Origin of the sequence: Xanthomonas sp. NCPPB 3569, assembly GCF_041475645.2 — a bacterium.
GTDB lineage: Bacteria > Pseudomonadota > Gammaproteobacteria > Xanthomonadales > Xanthomonadaceae > Xanthomonas > Xanthomonas phaseoli.
On sequence record NZ_CM192969.1, the window covers coordinates 4,765,322 to 4,783,644 of the forward strand.

Annotated in this window: 10 protein-coding genes and 2 pseudogenes; 6 read left to right on the top strand and 6 right to left on the bottom strand. The window is 65.3% G+C overall.

The features are described 5' to 3' along the window. Window positions 1–193: 193 nt before the first annotated feature. From ACCQ03_RS20585 to tssA, 3 genes and pseudogenes are all read left to right on the top strand, one after another. Window positions 194–283: pseudogene (locus tag ACCQ03_RS20585) on the top strand (hypothetical protein); the annotation flags it as partial. Window positions 284–313: 30 nt separating this feature from the next. Continuing rightward, window positions 314–5,197 (top strand): annotated as a pseudogene (locus ACCQ03_RS20590) (beta strand repeat-containing protein); the annotation flags it as partial. A 49-nt stretch (window positions 5,198–5,246) separates the two neighbouring features. Continuing rightward, window positions 5,247–6,290 (top strand): type VI secretion system protein TssA, encoded by a 1,044-nt coding sequence (gene tssA, locus ACCQ03_RS20595; RefSeq protein ID WP_017156325.1) that lies wholly within the window; start codon window positions 5,247–5,249, stop codon window positions 6,288–6,290. A 349-nt stretch (window positions 6,291–6,639) separates the two neighbouring features. Here the strand turns inward: tssA and ACCQ03_RS20600 are convergent, their stop codons facing one another. Next, window positions 6,640–6,930, bottom strand: coding sequence for a DUF2782 domain-containing protein (locus tag ACCQ03_RS20600; RefSeq protein WP_017156324.1), 291 nt, complete (start codon window positions 6,928–6,930; stop codon window positions 6,640–6,642). 76 nt (window positions 6,931–7,006) lie between these two features. Here ACCQ03_RS20600 and polA point away from each other — a divergent pair, with 76 nt between their 5' ends. Then, window positions 7,007–9,811 carry a DNA polymerase I gene (gene polA, locus ACCQ03_RS20605; protein ID WP_209227836.1) on the top strand — a complete coding sequence of 935 codons (2,805 nt, stop codon included), beginning with the start codon at window positions 7,007–7,009 and terminating at the stop codon, window positions 9,809–9,811. Between the two features lie 850 nt (window positions 9,812–10,661). Here polA and hemF read toward each other — a convergent pair. From hemF to ACCQ03_RS20630, 5 genes are all read right to left on the bottom strand, one after another. Next, on the bottom strand, window positions 10,662–11,561 hold the full coding sequence (hemF, locus tag ACCQ03_RS20610) for an oxygen-dependent coproporphyrinogen oxidase (protein WP_057680009.1): 900 nt from the start codon (window positions 11,559–11,561) through the stop codon (window positions 10,662–10,664). A 933-nt stretch (window positions 11,562–12,494) separates the two neighbouring features. Next, window positions 12,495–13,061, bottom strand: a complete 567-nt coding sequence (locus tag ACCQ03_RS20615; RefSeq protein ID WP_057680051.1) for a hypothetical protein — start codon at window positions 13,059–13,061, stop codon at window positions 12,495–12,497. After that, window positions 13,058–13,897: a hypothetical protein gene (locus ACCQ03_RS20620; protein WP_170922297.1), complete on the bottom strand. Its 840-nt coding sequence runs from the start codon at window positions 13,895–13,897 to the stop codon at window positions 13,058–13,060. The genes ACCQ03_RS20615 and ACCQ03_RS20620 overlap by 4 nt, the downstream gene beginning before the upstream one ends. 695 nt (window positions 13,898–14,592) lie before the next feature. Further along, window positions 14,593–15,564 (bottom strand): IS5 family transposase, encoded by a 972-nt coding sequence (locus ACCQ03_RS20625; RefSeq protein WP_150147813.1) that lies wholly within the window; start codon window positions 15,562–15,564, stop codon window positions 14,593–14,595. Window positions 15,565–15,844: 280 nt separating this feature from the next. Next, window positions 15,845–16,816, bottom strand: a complete 972-nt coding sequence (locus ACCQ03_RS20630) for an IS5 family transposase (protein WP_372359820.1) — start codon at window positions 16,814–16,816, stop codon at window positions 15,845–15,847. Between the two features lie 97 nt (window positions 16,817–16,913). On the opposite strand from ACCQ03_RS20630, the gene ACCQ03_RS20635 reads away from it, so the two are divergent. Both ACCQ03_RS20635 and ACCQ03_RS20640 read left to right on the top strand, forming a co-directional pair. Then, window positions 16,914–17,114 carry a hypothetical protein gene (locus ACCQ03_RS20635; protein ID WP_506185203.1) on the top strand — a complete coding sequence of 67 codons (201 nt, stop codon included), beginning with the start codon at window positions 16,914–16,916 and terminating at the stop codon, window positions 17,112–17,114. A gap of 53 nt (window positions 17,115–17,167) precedes the next feature. Continuing rightward, on the top strand, window positions 17,168–18,139 hold the full coding sequence (locus ACCQ03_RS20640; RefSeq protein ID WP_150147813.1) for an IS5 family transposase: 972 nt from the start codon (window positions 17,168–17,170) through the stop codon (window positions 18,137–18,139). Window positions 18,140–18,323: the final 184 nt, after the last annotated feature.

Consider the following 18,323-nt stretch of genomic DNA (forward strand, 5'->3'; position numbering starts at 1 on the left):
CAACGCTGGCGCCGGCGCCATTGCGCTCACCGCAGGCAACTCGCTCACGTTGCCTGGCAGCGGATTGACCAGCAGCGACAATCTGACGCTGCGTGCAGAAAACGGCACGCTCACATTGGGCGGCAATCTCGTCGGCAATGCGGTCTCGCTGTTCAGCGCCAACGCACTCTCGCTGGCGACCAGCATCGACAGCAGCACCTTGTCGGTGTCCACCCGCAACAGCGCGATCAACCAGACTGCAGGCGCCTTGCGTATCGGTTCGACTTCCAGCTTTAACGCCGGCATCGGTGCGATCGCGTTGGGCGGTGCAGGCAATCACTTCGGCGGTGCAGTGAGCCTGGCCGGCAACGGCGTGTCGATCAGCGACAGCGGCGCCTTGACGCTGGGCACGCTGAACACCGGCAACCTCACCGCCGTCAGCAACGGCGCGTTGAACCTGGGCAGCGGCCGCGTTGCCGGCACCCTTGCAGCGAGCAGCGGCAATGGCGCCATCAGTCAGAGTGCCGGACTGATCGTCGATGGCACCGCCACCCTCAACGCCGGCAGTGGCGCCGTTGCGCTGACCGACGGCAATAACGATTTCCGCAGCGGCGTCAGCCTGACCGGCGCCGGCATCAGCGTGGTCGATCGTGACGACCTGCGCATCTCCTCGATCAGCAACGGCACCAATGGCGCCATCGCCCTGACAGCGGGTGGCGCACTCACGCTGCCTGCCCAGAACCTCAGCACCGGCACCGGCGCGCTCAGCCTGACCGCCAATGGCGGTGCATTGAGTACGCTCGGCACCTTGGACGGTGGCAACGTCAGCGTGAGCGCGCGCGATGGCGTGGTGCTCAATCACAACGTCACCGCCAGTGGCATCTTGGGCCTGACCGCCACCAATGCCGCGATCACGCAGAATGCAGGGGTGCTCGACGTCGGCGGTCTTGCAACAGTCAATGCCGGCACCGGCGCCGTTTCGCTTACGGGCGACAACGACTTCAAGAACGGCATTGCATTGACCGGCGGCACCATCGCGGTGGTCGATGCGAACGATCTGGCCGTGCTCTCGCTCAACAACGCTGGCGCTGGCGCCGTTGCGCTCACCGCAGGTAACTCGCTCACGTTGCCTGGCAGCGGATTGACCAGCAGCGACAACCTGACGCTGCGTGCAGAAAACGGCACGCTGACACTGGGCGGCAATCTCGTCGGCAATGCGGTCTCGCTGTTCAGTGCCAACGCACTCTCGCTGGCGACCAGCATCGACAGCAGCACCTTGTCGGTGTCCACCCGCAACAGCGCGATCAACCAGACCGCAGGCGCCTTGCGTATCGGTTCGACTTCCAGCTTCAACGCCGGCATCGGTGCGATCGCGTTGGGCGGTGCAGGCAATCACTTCGGCGGTGCAGTGAGCCTGACCGGCAACGGCGTGTCGATCAGCGACAGCGGCGCGTTGACGCTGGGCACGCTGAACACCGGCAACCTCACCGCCACCAGCAACGGCGCGTTGAACCTGGGCAGCGGCCGCGTTGCCGGCACGCTTGCAGCGAGCAGCGGCAATGGCGCGATCAGTCAGAGTGCCGGACTGATCGTCGATGCCACCACCACCCTCGATGCCGGCAGCGGCGCCATCGCGCTGATCGACAGCAGCAACGATTTCCAGGGCAGCATGAGCCTGGCCGGCGCCGGCATCGCGGTGCGCGACAGCAACGATCTCACGCTCTCGGCGTTGACCAGCAACAACGGCGGCACGATCGCGCTGACCGCGGGCGGCAATCTGGTCCTGCCAGGCACGACGTTGAACAACGGCAGCGGCGACATCAACCTGGTCGCCAACAGCCTGAGCCTGTCTGCCGCATTGCTTGGCGACGAAGTGAGCCTGCGCGCCAACAGCGGCTTGAGCTTGGGCCAGAACATCACGGCGCGCTCGTTGTCGCTGGCCAGCAGCAATGCCGCAATCACGCAATACGGCGGCGCATTGCTGGTCAGCGGCGCCACCACGGTCGATGCGGGCACCGGCGCGATTTCGTTGCTGCAAGCCGGCAATCACTTCACCAGCGTGGACCTGACCGGCAACGGCATCGGCGTGACCGACAGCGGTAACCTCAGCCTTGCCGCATTGACCAGCACCGGCAACGGCGCGGTCGTCGTGACGGCCGGCGGTACCTTGAGCCTGCCGGCACAGGCGCTGACGGTCGGCAACAGCAACCTGACCCTGGCGTCGAACGGCGGCGCACTGAGCACGGCCGCAGACCTGGGTGGCAACGACGTCACGCTGTTCGGACGCGACGGCCTGACGCTCGGCCACACCGTCACCGCCAACACGCTTGCCCTGCGCAGCACCAACGCCGCCATCGTGCAGAACGCCGGCGCACTGGCGGTGGCGGGCGCCAGCACCGTCGATGCCGGTAGCGCCAGCATCGCGCTCAATCGCGGCAGCAACCGCTTTGGCGCCGGCATCAGTCTCACCGGTACCGGCATCACGGTGGCCGATCGCGGCAACCTCACCATCAATGCCTTGAATGCCGGCGCCAACGGCACCATCGCGTTGACCGCCGGCGGTGCACTGAACCTCTCCGCGCAGAACCTGGATACCGGCACCGCCGATCTTGCCTTGATCGCCAATGGCGGCAGCATGAGCACCGGCGGTAACTTGCGCGGCCGCAACGTCACCCTGTCCGCACGCGATGGCCTCACCATCGGCCACAGCATCATCACCACAGACGCGCTGTCGCTGAGCAGCAGCAACACCGCGATCACCCAGACCGCCGCGGCACTCGACGTTGGCACCATCACCACCGTCAATGCAGGCAGTGGCAACGTCGCGCTCGATACCGCCGGCAACACCTTCAACGGCGTGGTCAATCTCACCGCAGGCGACGTGCAGATCGCCGGCAACGCGCTCAACTTCGGTACGCTGTCCACCAATGCACTCACCGCCAACAGCAGTGGCGCACTGCATCTCGGCAGCGGCGTGGTGCGCGGCGCGTTGAACGGCACCAGCGGCAATGCAGCGATCACCCAGAGCGGCGGTCTGTCGGTCGGCGGGGCATCCACCTTGAATGCCGGCAGCGCCGACATTGCCTTGACCGATGCCAACAACGACTTCGTCGGCGCGGTTGCGCTCACCGGCAACGCCATCGCCGTGCAGGATCGCAACGACCTCAGCATCGCTGCAGTGCGCAGCGGTGCCAATGCGGCGATTTCGCTGGTCGCGGGCGGCGACTTGAACCTGCCGGCCAGCCAGATCGACGCCGGCACCGGCGCGCTGACGCTGACGGCCAACGGCGGCACCTTGCGCACTGCCGGCGCCTTGCGCGGCGGCACCGTGCAACTGACCGGCGCCAACGGCATTGCGCTGAGCAACACGGTCACGGCAGGCAGCGCGCTGCGCTTGAACAGCACCAATGCCGCCATCACCCAGGCCGGCGGCGCATTGCTGGTCGCAGGCGACACCACGGTCGATGCCGGCAGCGGTGCCATTACCCTGGAGGCGGCGGGCAACGACTTCCAGGGCGTGCTCGCCCTGACCGGCGGTGCCAGCAACGTGCGCGATGCCAATGCCTTGACCCTGGGCACGCTCAACACCGGCAACCTGCAGGTGAGCAACAGCGGTGCGCTGACCCTGGGCGTTGGCCTGGTCAATGGCGATCTGGATGCGGCCAGCAACGGCGGCGCCGTCACCCAGAGCGGCGCCTTGACCGTCACCGGCAGTACCCGCATCAACAGCGGTGGCGCCGCCATCGCATTGACCGATGCCGGCAACGATTTCCAGGCAGCGGTGAGCCTGAGCGGCGGCACGGCCAGCCTGCGCGATCGCAATGCGCTGGTGTTGGGCAACCTGGATGTGGACGCACTGGATGTCGCCAGCGGCGCCGGCCTGGATCTGGGCCAGGGGCGCATCGCCGGCGGCTTGGTCGCCCGCAGCGGCACTGCCGCCGCTGCCGCCGGCGCAAGCAGCCCCCGCTTGCAATCGACAGCGGCGCCGGTGGCGCTGGCGACCGACATCACCCAGCAGGGAGCGTTGACGGTGGTCGGCAGCAGCCTGCTCGATGCCGGCACCGGCGCGATCGTGCTGGATGCGGCCGGCAATGACTTCCAGGGCACGGTGCAGGCGCGCGGCAGCAGCATCGCCATCGTCGATCGCAACGACCTGGCGGCGACTGCGCAAGCCAGCGATGCCCTGCGCCTGCAGGCCGGTGGCCAGCTCACCACCGCTGGCGCGCTCAGCGCCAACACCATCGCCCTGCGCGGAGGCAGCGGCGTCGTACTCGATCACGACGTTGCGGCCGCCAGCCTGGCCTTGAGCAGCGGCGGGGCGATCACCCAGAACGCCGGCAACCTGCGCGCCGGGCAGCTCAGCGGCAACGCCGCCGGGGCGGTCGTGCTCACCGGCAGCGGCAACGCCATCGACACGCTCGGTGACTTCAGCGCGCAAGGCCTGGATCTGGTCAGCAACCGCTCGCTGCTGGTCAGCGGCCGCGTCGACGGCGGCCCCTCGCTGCGCTTGCGCAGCGGCGGCGAGCTGCAGCTGAGCGGCCAGCTCAGCGGTGCCGCCAGCTGGTTGCAGGCCGTCGCCGGCATCCGCCAGCGCGCCGGCAGTTCGATCACCGCCGGCCTGCTCAGCGGTGGCGCCGGCGGAGCGGTGGTGCTGGGCGATGCGGCCGGCTTCATCGACAACCGGGTCGTGCGCCTGGGCGATTTCACCGCCAGCAATGGTTTCAGCTTCACCAACGGCGGCGATCTGTTGCTGGTGCTGGCCAATGGCAGCAGCTACAGCGTGGATGCGGGCAACAGCGCGATGTTCCTGTCGGTCCGCGGCAATCTGTTCCAGGACGGCCGCGCGCCGCTGCGCAACGGCACCGGCACCTTTGCCGCCACCGGCCAGATCGGGACGCAGCAGAACCCGATCTATGTGATCGGCACCGGCACCCAGACCGTGGCGGCGATCGGCGCGCCGCCGGCGTATTTCAACGCCACGACGGTCGACGGCAGCCTGCTCGATCTGGCCGGCGGCTCAGGCTTCAATGTGCCGGCCTCGGCGTTCGCCGGCCGTGCGCAGAGTTCGGCCAGCCGCACCGTGGCCTTCGTGGACCTGTCGGCCAGCGGTACCCCGTATCGCGCCTTCGGCCTGGTCCGCCCCGGCCTGCGTCTGCCCGACGACCAGCAGCCGGCCTGCGATGCCGGCGACCCGGATGCCGTCTGCAACCCCGAGTGACTTGCCTGCCGCCGCTCACCGCGGCGGCTTCCCCGATGGAGGCCGTGCCATGCAAGACGACCGTTCCCTGGAGACCCTGCTGGCGCCGCTCGGCGACGACGCCCCGGCCGGACCGGATCTGGAATACGACCCGGAGTTCCTGCGCCTGGAGCGCGAATCGGCCATCCGCGCCGAACGCGCGCTGGGCGAGAGCGTCATCGCCGCCGAAGAACCGGACTGGGACAAGGTGCAGGCGCTGGCGCTGGAGCTGTGCCGGCGTAGCCGCGACCTGCGCGTGGCCGGCAAGCTCGGCGCTGCCTGGCTGCGCCTGCGCGGCCTGCCCGGCTGGGCCGATGCGCTGGCATTGATCCACGGCCTGCTTGAGCGCCATTGGGACAGCGTGCATCCGCAGCTGGATGCCGACGACGACAACGACCCAACCTCGCGCATCAATGCGCTGGTCGGCCTCAGCGACCCGTTGGGTGTGCTCGGCGCGCTGCGCACCACCGCGTTCGTGCAGTCGCCGCGGCTGGGCCGCTTCAGCCTGCGCGATCTGCGCGTGGCCAACGGCAGCATCAAGCTGCCCGACGGCCAGAGCGGCCCCAGCCTGGCCGAAATCGAAGCCTGCTGCCAGGACTGCGCGCCGGAAACGCTGGCCACCTCCGCGCAGGCCATCGCCGAGGCGCTGGTGCAGGCGCGCGCGATCGATGCGCTGCTGAGCGAGCGTGTCGGCACCGCTGCCCCGGACCTACGGCCGCTACTGACCGACCTGCGCGATCTGGAGCGCTTCGTGCTGCCGCATTGGCAGGCGCGGCAGGGCATCTCGGCGCTCACCGAAGACGACGCGCAGGCTGCCGACCAGGGCCACGCCACCGCCACGGCAACCAGCGCCACGCGCCGCAACGACGAGATCGCCGGCCCCGACGATGTGAAGCGGCGGCTGGACGAGATCTGCGCCTATTACGCCCGGCACGAACCGTCCAGCCCGGTGCCGATGCTGCTGCGCCGCGCGCAACGCCTGGTCGGCTGCGATTTCCTGGCGCTGATGAAAGAGTTGGCCCCGGCCGGCATCGACGAATTGCAACGCGTCACCGGCCCGCTGGAAGAAAACTGAGCCGCTGAAAACGCATCGCCAGGCAAACAAACCCGGGCAGCTGGTGTCCGGCCGGGCAGCGCACGCCAGACAGCGGTTGTGCCGGACATGCAGGGCACGCTGAGCGGTGCGCCCAGCAGTCGTGAGCACGGTTGGGCAGCGCCCAGCCGTGTGAAAGAGCGCCGGGCACTGCTGCATGCCGGCCGCCCATCATCAGCGCCACCGCAAGCGCATCACCGGTTTGCGGCGCGCGCAAGCGTGGATCTTCGCAGGCGCGGCCAAGGCAACGCACCGCAGATCAAAAACGCAACGCCACCGGGCGTCTCAACGTCCGACGCATGCCCCACGAATCCCGAATCCCAACTCCCAATCACCAGCTATAGAGCTGCCAATACACCTTATTAACCTTGTCCTTTTCCGCGTCGGTGTGGCCGTCGTGGTCGCGGTCGTACAGGAAGTAGGGCGCCCCGCGCGCTGGCGTCACCCTCACCATCTCCAGCTGGCCGTTGACGCGGTATTCGTCGACTTTGTCGCCATTGCCCATGGTCTTGCTGGTGACATCGGCGCCAGCCGGGATATCGCCACCGGCGCGGTCGCCGCCGCTGGTGGCACAGCCGCCGAGCAACAGTAACGGCAGCAGCAGAAGACGTGCTTTGTTCATTGTCGTTATCCGGATTGATCGCCGGCCAGTATGCGCTGGCGCGGTGTGCCCTGGGCGTGCAGCGTAGAATCGGGCCATGAGCAGATTAGTCCTGATCGACGGGTCCAGTTACCTGTATCGCGCGTTCCACGCGCTTCCGCCGCTGACCAATGCCCAGGGCGAGCCCACCGGCGCCTTGTTCGGCGTGGTCAACATGTTGCGCGCCACCTTGAAGGAGCGCCCGGCCTACATCGCCTTCGTGGTGGATGCGCCCGGTAAAACGTTTCGTGATGACTTGTATGCCGACTACAAGGCCAACCGACCGTCGATGCCCGAGGACCTGCGCGCGCAGGTGCAGCCGATGTGCGACATCGTGCATGCGCTGGGCATCGACATCCTGCGCATCGACGGCGTGGAAGCCGACGATGTGATCGGCACGCTGGCGCTGCAGGGCGCCGCCGATGGCCTGGCCGTCACCATCTCCACCGGCGACAAGGACTTCGCCCAGCTGGTGCGCCCGGGCATCGAACTGGTCAACACCATGAGCGGCAGCCGCATGGATTCGGACGCGGCGGTGATCGCCAAGTTCGGCGTGCGGCCCGATCAGATCGTCGACCTGCTGGCGTTGATGGGCGACACCGTCGACAACGTGCCCGGCGTGGAAAAGTGCGGCCCCAAGACCGCCGCCAAATGGCTGGCCGAATACGACTCGCTCGATGGCGTGATCGCCAATGCCGACAAGATCAAGGGCAAGATCGGCGACAACCTGCGCGCCGCGTTGCCACGCCTGCCGCTCAACCGTGCGCTGGTCATCATCAAGACCGATGTCACCCTGGCCAGCGGCCCGCGCGCGCTGGACCTGCGCGAGCCCAACGCCGAGGCGCTGGCGGTGCTGTACGCCCGCTACGGCTTCACCCAGGCGCTGCGCGAACTCGGTGGTGCGGCCGCCGCCCAGGTCGGCCTGCTGGCCGAACCGGTGGCGCTGGGCGCCGCTGCTGCCACTGCGCGCACCGAGCCGGGCCGCGCGCGCGGTACCGGCTTCGTCTCCGGCCCGGTCAACGCAGCGGTGGATCTGGATCCATCGCTGTCGGCGCCCGGCCAGTACGAAACCATCCTGACCCAGGACCAGCTCGACAGCTGGATCGCGCGGCTGCGTGCCGCCGGGCAGTTCGCCTTCGATACCGAAACCGACAGCCTGGACCCGCTGCAAGCCGATTTGATCGGCCTGAGCGTGGCGGCCGAGCCCGGCCAGGCGGCGTACCTGCCGTTCGGCCACAACTTCCCCGGCGCGCCGGTTCAACTCGACCGCACCCAGGCGTTGGCGCAACTGGCACCACTGCTCACCGACCCGGCCGTGCGCAAGCTCGGCCAGCACGGCAAGTACGACCTGCACGTGATGCGCCGGCATGGCGTGGCGCTGGCCGGCTATGCCGACGACACCTTGCTGGAGAGCTTCGTGCTCAATTCCGGCAGTGCCCGCCACGACATGGACAGCCTGGCCAAGCGCTATCTCGGCTACAACACCGTCAAGTACGAGGACGTCTGCGGCAAGGGCGCCAAGCAGATCCCGTTCGCGCAGATCAGCCTGGAGGACGCCACCCGCTACGCCGCCGAAGACGCCGACATCACCTTGCGCCTGCATCGCGTGCTCGGCCCCCGGCTGGCCAGCGAACCGGGCCTGGAGCGCGTCTACCGCGACATCGAAATGCCGCTGGTGGACGTGCTGGCCCGCATCGAGGCCAACGGCGTGTGCGTGGACGCGGACGAACTACGCCGCCAGAGCGCGGACCTGTCCAAGCGCATGCTCGCCGCCCAGCAGAAGGCCACCGAGCTGGCCGGGCGTAGCTTCAACCTGGATTCGCCCAAGCAGCTGCAGGCGCTGCTGTTCGACGAGCTCAAGCTGCCTGCGGTGGTCAAGACACCCAAGGGCCAGCCCTCGACGAATGAAGAAGCGCTGGAAGCCATCGCCGACCAGCACGAGTTGCCGCGGGTCATCCTGGAATACCGGGGCCTGACCAAGCTGCGCAGCACCTACACCGACAAGCTGCCGGAGATGATTCACCCGCAGTCCGGGCGCGTGCACACCAGCTACCACCAGGCCGGCGCCGCCACCGGCCGGCTGTCCTCGTCGGACCCGAACCTGCAGAACATCCCGATCCGCACCGAAGACGGCCGCCGCATCCGCCGCGCCTTCGTCGCCCCGGCCGGGCGCAAGCTGATCGCCTGCGACTACTCGCAGATCGAGCTGCGCATCATGGCGCACCTGTCCGGCGACCCCGGCCTGGTGGGCGCGTTCGAGTCCGGCGCCGACGTGCATCGCGCCACCGCCGCCGAAGTGTTCGGCCGCACCATCGACACCGTCAGCGCCGACGAACGCCGCGCCGCCAAGGCGATCAACTTCGGCCTGATGTACGGCATGAGCGCCTTTGGCCTGGCCCGCCAGCTCGGTATCGGCCGCGGCGAGGCGCAGGACTACATCGCGCTGTACTTCAGCCGTTACCCGGGCGTGCGCGACTTCATGGAAACCACCCGCCAGCAAGCGCGCGACAAGGGTTACGTGGAAACCGTGTTCGGCCGCCGGCTGTACCTGGATTTCATCAACGCCGGCAGCCAGGGCCAGCGTGCCGGTGCCGAGCGCGCCGCCATCAACGCGCCGATGCAGGGCACCGCCGCGGACATCATCAAGCGCGCCATGGTCAACGTGGACGGCTGGATCGCCGATCACGCGCAACACGCGAAGATGATCTTGCAGGTGCACGACGAACTGGTGTTCGAAGCCGATGTCGATTTCGTCGACACGCTGCTGCGCGAGGTCACCACGCGCATGGCGGGCGCAGCCGAATTACGCGTGCCGCTGGTAGTTGATTCGGGCGTTGGCGATAACTGGGACCAAGCGCATTGATGCGGTGAATGGGTGCGATATGCTGAATACGCAGATCAGCAATAATCCGTTCCAAACATAATGTGAATTCAGCTGAGTTAATGGAATGAATACCCCCTAAATTCTACATTTTTTTAACAGTTATCTTCACGATCCATCAATGTAGAAAATGTTGATATATCCCTCGACGGGCGCAACGCCTGTCGGTAGATCTCTCCCATCCCCTGGAGCAGATCTCGGAGCGGAAACTCCTCCCCAAGTTTCCGTTCCCTGGCCCCGCCGACCTCCCCCTGGTCTGCGGGGCTTTTTATTTGCGTCCTCCCACTATGCGCAAGCGTTGCAGCGTGAGTTGCGATGCTGCAGGCGCTTCGGTTGCGCAGGCGCGTGGCGTGTAGTGCACGCGTCAGCGACCCGCTGCAGGCAACGCGTTCGCTTGCGCCAGCGCCAATGCATGCCGCGTTGCAGCGTATGTGCCCCGCTTAACTCGCCGGGTGCGGCTATGCGGATGCATGCTGCGCCAGCGGTCTGGTAGCCACGTTACTCATTCAGGTTTATGGGAGTGCCGAAGCGCGCATTCATCTGTCGGCCTGCCGTCGTTGCGTCGCACACGCCAGCCCTGCACGCGCTTGCCGGGGCACGCTGCAATGCAGGCGATGGTGTGAGTTTGATTCTGCAGAAGAACAACGCGCCTCGCGTCACGCGATCGGCGCCTCTGCTGTGCCGTCACCGGGCGGCATGGCGCACGATGACGCAGTTGATCGAGCCGTCAGCAGGCAAGGCGCTTGCCCGCCACGCGCGCCGTAACGTGTCTGCCAGTGCCACCACCTGCGTGGACATCCGCCAGGACGCCCAGCCTACGGCGACGTTTCGATCAACCCAGCCAGTCGCGTGGAATCAGGTAATCGGCCAGACCTGCTTCGGCACTGCCTGGCTCCGGCGTGAAGCCGTACTCCCAGCGTACCCGCGGGGGCAAACTCATCAGGATGCTCTCGGCGCGCCCACCGCTCTGCAGACCAAACAGGGTGCCGCGGTCGTAGACCAGGTTGAATTCCACGTAGCGCCCACGACGGTACAGCTGGAACTCGCGTTCGCGCTCGCCATAGGGTGTGTCCTTGCGACGCTGCACGATTGGGATGTATGCATCCAGGAAGCCATCGCCCACTGCGCGCTGGTAGGCAAAGTCGCGCTCGAAGTCCTGACCCAGATCGTCGAAGAACAGCCCGCCCACGCCACGCGTCTCGTTGCGGTGGCGCAGGAAAAAGTATTCGTCGCACCAACGCTTGTGCGCGGCATAGCGCTCTTGGCCAAACGGCACGCACAGCGCCTGCGCCACGCGGTGCCAGTGCTGTACGTCTTCATCGAAGGGATAGAACGGGGTCAGGTCGAAGCCACCGCCAAACCAGGCGGCCACCACCGCGCCATCGCGCTCGGCGCGGAAGTAGCGCACGTTCATGTGCGTGGTCGGGATATACGGGTTGTGCGGATGAAACACCAGCGAGACGCCGCATGCACGCCAGGTCGCACCGGCAAGTTCGGGCCGGTGCGCACTGGCCGACGGCGGCAGGCGCGTCCCGGACACATCCGAAAAACCGATGCCGGCCTGCTCGAACACCGCACCGTCGCGCAGGATGCGGGTCCGGCCACCGCCGCCTTCTTCGCGCTTCCAAACATCCTCGGCAAAGCGTGCCTTGCCGTCGGCAGCTTCCACAGCGGCGCAGATCCGGTCCTGCAGGTCGGTCAGATAATCGCGTACACGGTCGAATTCGTTCATGTCCCAATTCTAAGCCGTGCACTGGGCGTGGTGTATCCCGCGCAAGCGCGCCCGTTTGTCGCAGTGCGATGCGCGAAACGGATGTAAGCGCAGCGATCACTGCTGGGCAATGACCAGTCGAGTTGGTCGGTGCGCAAACTCCAGCGCGGCAGCCAACAGTCAGCCAACCGTGCGAGGTGTGCTTTCGTTTCGCGACAAGACCACCAGCAAACTGTCTGGTGAGGGCGCCGCTCCCTCGAGGTCTTTGCGCTGGCTGCAGCGCCCTTGTCTGCCCACCATCGCGGGACACGCTGCAAGCACGTCCCTGTAAGCTCCTTGGCGGCATCCATGCCGCCAAGGATCCCGCGACGGTGAGCGGCCAAGGACGCGTCAAGATGGTCGTATGCCAGTGCAACCGACCGGCGACACGTGCGTGTTCTGCAGCGCCGTTTCCGTATGAAGAGCACCTTCAGCAACTGCCGACCAATGTGCTGGTGCAGTGTCCTCGCCGCAAGGATGGGTTTACGGCGTGCGCCGCAAGCGATGGGCGCGCGGTGCATTCGACCTGGGCTTGGAGATACGCCAGGCAATCGCACACGCAAGCTTCCAGTGTTTTTATGCGCAGCTGGCGAGCGAGGCGTATTGCGTTGCAAGGCAGCTGATCGGCTGCAGACTGCAGTGTCCTTACCCGCTTCCAAGTCGCTAGAGCGTTATGTACTTTGAGGTGAATGCGAAGCGTCCTGTGGCGTGCCCAGACAAGGCGTGTTGGCCGCCTGGGCAAGGCGCGCAACGCGGTCTCGGCGCGCCACAGGACGCTTCCCGGAGGGTTGGTCGCCAGCGGCACGGAGCGGGCGCCGCGCGGCTTGCCTTGGCGCCAGCCAAGCCGGCGCCACGCAGCACCCGCTCCGCACCGCTGGCGGCCAACGCATCTCATCTCAAAGTGCATCACACGCTCTAAGGTTGCGAAAACTCCGCGCGGACAGCGGGCGTGCACAACCGCCAAGCCAATGCTGCGTGGACGCAGCCGATCGCCAGCGCACCCAGGCCGGTCAGCACCAGTGACAGTTGCTGGGTGGCCTGCAAACGCGCCTGCATCTGCGGCCATTCCGGGCTTTGCAGCACATCGGCGGGCAGCAGCATCTGCACATTGTCGAACAACGGCCCGATCAACGCCAGTCCGCCGAAATTGAGCAGGCCGGTCACCAGCAACACCGCCACGAAACCAAGCCTTGCCCACTCGCGCCGCTGCAGCAGCGCCCAACTCAACCCGCAGAACGCAGCCGAGAGCACCACGCCGGCGACGGATAACGATAGCGCGTGATCGATCAGCCACTGCCAGGAGGGGGGCAGGGTGATGCCTTCGGGCAGCCCTAGCGATGCCGCACCTGGCGTCAGTGCGATCATGGCGATCTGCACCAGATTGGCCAGCACGCTGACCACCCCCAGCAACAGCGAAACCCACGCCAATGGAGTGACGAAGCCACCACGCTGCTGCGCCGATGCTGGCCGGACGGCGCTCATTGCAGCGATGCGATGTGGGCCGCCACCATCGCCTGCCCGGGCGGATCCAGCGCAGGTTGCAGTTGCGCGTACCACTCGGGCACTGCGTCGGCAGGCAGGCATTGGCGCAACAGCGGCGTGCTGCGCTCAAGAAAGGCTTCGAGGAACGGCAGCCCGCGCACGTACAGGAAGTGGCTGTCGGTGATGGACATGCCAGCGTATGCCTCGCGCAGCCATTCCAAGTGCGGCAGCGCGTGCGCGCCGTGGCCGGCGCGGGTGAGCGCGGTGAGGAAGCTGGTACGCGCGGTCGCCGGCGAGGTGGACCGCTCCTGCGCATTGAGATCGTCGAAGGTCAGCAGCCACTGCTCGCCCTGGGCGATCTCGTTGCACATCGCCGAGGTGGTTGCCAGCTGCAGTGCGTTGTGTGCGGTGGGCTCCAGCGCGTACAGCGCCAGCCAGTGCGGGTAGGCTTCGCGATAGCGGTCCAGCGCACTCAACGACAGCGCGCACAGCCGCTGCGCATCGGCACCAAGGTGGAGCTGCGCCTGCGCAGCGTTGTAGGCACCGACATGATCGCCGCGCTGAAACGCGCTCAGCGCCGGCTGTAGCACGGGGTCGATCTCGGCCGCCACCTCCGACGCGTCTGCGGCAGCGACAGACGCTGCCGTGGGTGCCGTGAGCGGCGTGTCTGCCGCAGTGCTCTTGCGTCCAAACAAACGGTCCCACAGGCCCATCGCGTCTCCCTTCCCTGCGCCCGTGGTGAGTGGAAGCGCCATCATGCCGGCGGCGCACCGGTCATGCGGCGGACCGGTGGGCAGCACGCGTGCAGCGATGGCAACTTGCCGGTCCTGCGCCAAGCTTAGAGCCACTGGCGTAGCAACAGGTGAGTGCGAAGCAACCCAGACGCCGAGGTTGGTGAGCCTGCGCACGTGCTGCGACGTGGATCCTGATCGCAACGTCGTCGCTGCCGATGGGCGGATCGGGACTGCGAGATGGCCTGACCCCGGCATCGACCAGCATGTTGCCGGTGGGGGCGCCCATGAACACCTTGATGCCTGGTGCATCTGCGTGCAATACGCGCAACACCCGAGCCCTGCGCGTGTCGTCCATCTCTATGCGCGGACGGCACGCACAGTCTCGACGGGTTTGGAGCGTGTTATGCACCTTGAGATGAGATGCGTTGACCGCCAGCGGTGCGGAGCGGGTGCTGCGTGGCGCCGGCTTGGTAGCACCAAGGCAATCTGCGCGGCGCGCGCTCCGTGCCGCTGGCGGCCAATCTTTTGGGGAAGCGTCCTGTGGCGCGCCGATACCGCGTTGCGCGCCTTGCCCAGGCGGCCAGCCTGGGACGCAGCGCAGCGCAGCGCACGCCTTGCCTCGACGCGCCACAGGACGCTTCGCGCTCACCTCAAAGTACCGAACACGCTAAGGAAGGTCTGAACAACGCGATCGGAGGATGTGGTAAGCCATATCGGTCGCGGTGACCGCGCTCAGATCCTCGGTTTTTCGCCGTTTTTGGCGCTTTTTCGGGGTATCGTCCCGATTACGGGCGCACCTACCCCGCGGCGGTAATGAACTCTTTGCGCTTCAGCCACAGATTCGACAGCGCAAACAGCATCAGCATCTGTGCGGTGTTCTTCGCCAAACCGCGATAGCGCACCTTGACGTAGCCAAACTGGCGCTTGATCACCCGAAACGGGTGTTCCACCTTTGCACGCAGGCTGGCTTTTGTGTGCTCCCAGCGCTTGGCCAACTTCAGTTCGCGCTTGTTCTTAATCTGCTTCAGCTTCGAGGGCTTCTCCGCGATCAGGTAGCGCAGTTTGCGCTTGCGCTTCATCTCCTCGCGTTTCTCAAGCCCGGTGTAGCCGCTGTCCGCGCACAGCGTGTCCTCCTTGCCGTGCAGCAGCTTGTGCGCTTGTGTGATATCGGCCACGTTGGCCGCCGTGCACTCCACGTGGTGCACCAGCCCGGAGTCATCGTCCACCCCGATGTGCGCCTTCATCCCGAAGTAGTACTGGTTGCCCTTCTTGGTTTGGTGCATCTCCGGATCGCGCTCGCCATCCTTGTTCTTGGTCGAGCTGGGCGCAGCGATGATCGTGGCGTCCACGATCGTCCCGCCGCGCAAGCTCTGCCCCTTGCGCGACAGGTGCGCGTTGACCCGATTGAACAGCTTGCGCGCCAAATCGTGCTGCTCCAACAGATGGCGGAAGTTGAGAATCGTCGTCTCGTCCGGCACCTCATCCAGCCCGCCGATCTTGGCGAAACGGCGCATCGACACCGTGTCGTACAGCGCTTCTTCCGCCGATGGATCGCTCAGTGCATACCACTGCTGCAAAAAGTGGATGCGCAGCATGGTCTCCAGCCGATACGGCTGTCGCCCCGGCTGCCCCGACTTCGGGTAGTGCGGCTCGATCAGCGCCAGCAGGTCCTTCCACGGCACGACCTGGTCCATCTCGGCCAAGAACACCTCACGCCGCGTCCGCTTGCGCTTGCCGTTGTACTCCGCGTCGCCGAAGGTCAGCTGCATCGAAATCGTCTACTCGGGTCGTTGATCGATTGTGGCAGATCACGATGGATTGTTCAGAGTTTCCTTAGTGCTCTTGCTTTCTAAATCAGTTGTGATTTAACGCACTTTAGGTCAGACGTCATGGCTAACAGCGGCCTATCCCCGTGTTATCTAAGGAAGGTCTGAACAACGCGATCGGAGGATGTGGTAAGCCATATCGGTCGCGGTGACCGCGCTCAGATCCTCGGTTTTTCGCCGTTTTTGGCGCTTTTTCGGGGTATCGTCCCGATTACGGGCGCACCTACCCCGCGGCGGTAATGAACTCTTTGCGCTTCAGCCACAGATTCGACAGCGCACACAGCATCAGCATCTGTGCGGTGTTCTTCGCCAAACCGCGATAGCGCACCTTGACGTAGCCAAACTGGCGCTTGATCACCCGAAACGGGTGTTCCACCTTTGCACGCAGGCTGGCTTTTGTGTGCTCCCAGCGCTTGGCCAACTTCAGTTCGCGCTTGTTCTTAATCTGCTTCAGCTTCGAGGGCTTCTCCGCGATCAGGTAGCGCAGTTTGCGCTTGCGCTTCATCTCCTCGCGTTTCTCAAGCCCGGTGTAGCCGCTGTCCGCGCACAGCGTGTCCTCCTTGCCGTGCAGCAGCTTGTGCGCTTGTGTGATATCGGCCACGTTGGCCGCCGTGCACTCCACGTGGTGCACCAGCCCGGAGTCATCGTCCACCCCGATGTGCGCCTTCATCCCGAAGTAGTACTGGTTGCCCTTCTTGGTTTGGTGCATCTCCGGATCGCGCTCGCCATCCTTGTTCTTGGTCGAGCTGGGCGCAGCGATGATCGTGGCGTCCACGATCGTCCCGCCGCGCAAGCTCTGCCCCTTGCGCGACAGGTGCGCGTTGACCCGATTGAACAGCTTGCGCGCCAAATCGTGCTGCTCCAACAGATGGCGGAAGTTGAGAATCGTCGTCTCGTCCGGCACCTCATCCAGCCCGCCGATCTTGGCGAAACGGCGCATCGACACCGTGTCGTACAGCGCTTCTTCCGCCGATGGATCGCTCAGTGCATACCACTGCTGCAAAAAGTGGATGCGCAGCATGGTCTCCAGCCGATACGGCTGTCGCCCCGGCTGCCCCGACTTCGGGTAGTGCGGCTCGATCAGCGCCAGCAGGTCCTTCCACGGCACGACCTGGTCCATCTCGGCCAAGAACACCTCACGCCGCGTCCGCTTGCGCTTGCCGTTGTACTCCGCGTCGCCGAAGGTCAGCTGCATCGAAATCGTCTACTCGGGTCGTTGATCGATTGTGGCAGATCACGATGGATTGTTCAGAGTTTCCTTAAAGGCGCCGGCCGGTTCAGACTGCGCGAATTTGGATAGTTTCACTAAAAAAACTTCTTTGCACTTTGAGCCCGCTTGGCTTCCTTATTTGCTGACGGCGATCGAAGGTGTTGCAGCGGTTGAATACCTCAACAAAAATGAAGCGCTGCCTTCCATGATAAAAGACGATGATGGAAAGTTGGAATTTATGGGGTTTAATACGTTGGAAGATATCCATCTAAGGAAACTCTGAACAATCCATCGTGATCTGCCACAATCGATCAACGACCCGAGTAGACGATTTCGATGCAGCTGACCTTCGGCGACGCGGAGTACAACGGCAAGCGCAAGCGGACGCGGCGTGAGGTGTTCTTGGCCGAGATGGACCAGGTCGTGCCGTGGAAGGACCTGCTGGCGCTGATCGAGCCGCACTACCCGAAGTCGGGGCAGCCGGGGCGACAGCCGTATCGGCTGGAGACCATGCTGCGCATCCACTTTTTGCAGCAGTGGTATGCACTGAGCGATCCATCGGCGGAAGAAGCGCTGTACGACACGGTGTCGATGCGCCGTTTCGCCAAGATCGGCGGGCTGGATGAGGTGCCGGACGAGACGACGATTCTCAACTTCCGCCATCTGTTGGAGCAGCACGATTTGGCGCGCAAGCTGTTCAATCGGGTCAACGCGCACCTGTCGCGCAAGGGGCAGAGCTTGCGCGGCGGGACGATCGTGGACGCCACGATCATCGCTGCGCCCAGCTCGACCAAGAACAAGGATGGCGAGCGCGATCCGGAGATGCACCAAACCAAGAAGGGCAACCAGTACTACTTCGGGATGAAGGCGCACATCGGGGTGGACGATGACTCCGGGCTGGTGCACCACGTGGAGTGCACGGCGGCCAACGTGGCCGATATCACACAAGCGCACAAGCTGCTGCACGGCAAGGAGGACACGCTGTGCGCGGACAGCGGCTACACCGGGCTTGAGAAACGCGAGGAGATGAAGCGCAAGCGCAAACTGCGCTACCTGATCGCGGAGAAGCCCTCGAAGCTGAAGCAGATTAAGAACAAGCGCGAACTGAAGTTGGCCAAGCGCTGGGAGCACACAAAAGCCAGCCTGCGTGCAAAGGTGGAACACCCGTTTCGGGTGATCAAGCGCCAGTTTGGCTACGTCAAGGTGCGCTATCGCGGTTTGGCGAAGAACACCGCACAGATGCTGATGCTGTTTGCGCTGTCGAATCTGTGGCTGAAGCGCAAAGAGTTCATTACCGCCGCGGGGTAGGTGCGCCCGTAATCGGGACGATACCCCGAAAAAGCGCCAAAAACGGCGAAAAACCGAGGATCTGAGCGCGGTCACCGCGACCGATATGGCTTACCACATCCTCCGATCGCGTTGTTCAGACCTTCCCTAACACTTTAATTGAGCGACGCCGCGAAGCGATTTGGCAGCTCATAAGGAAAACGGC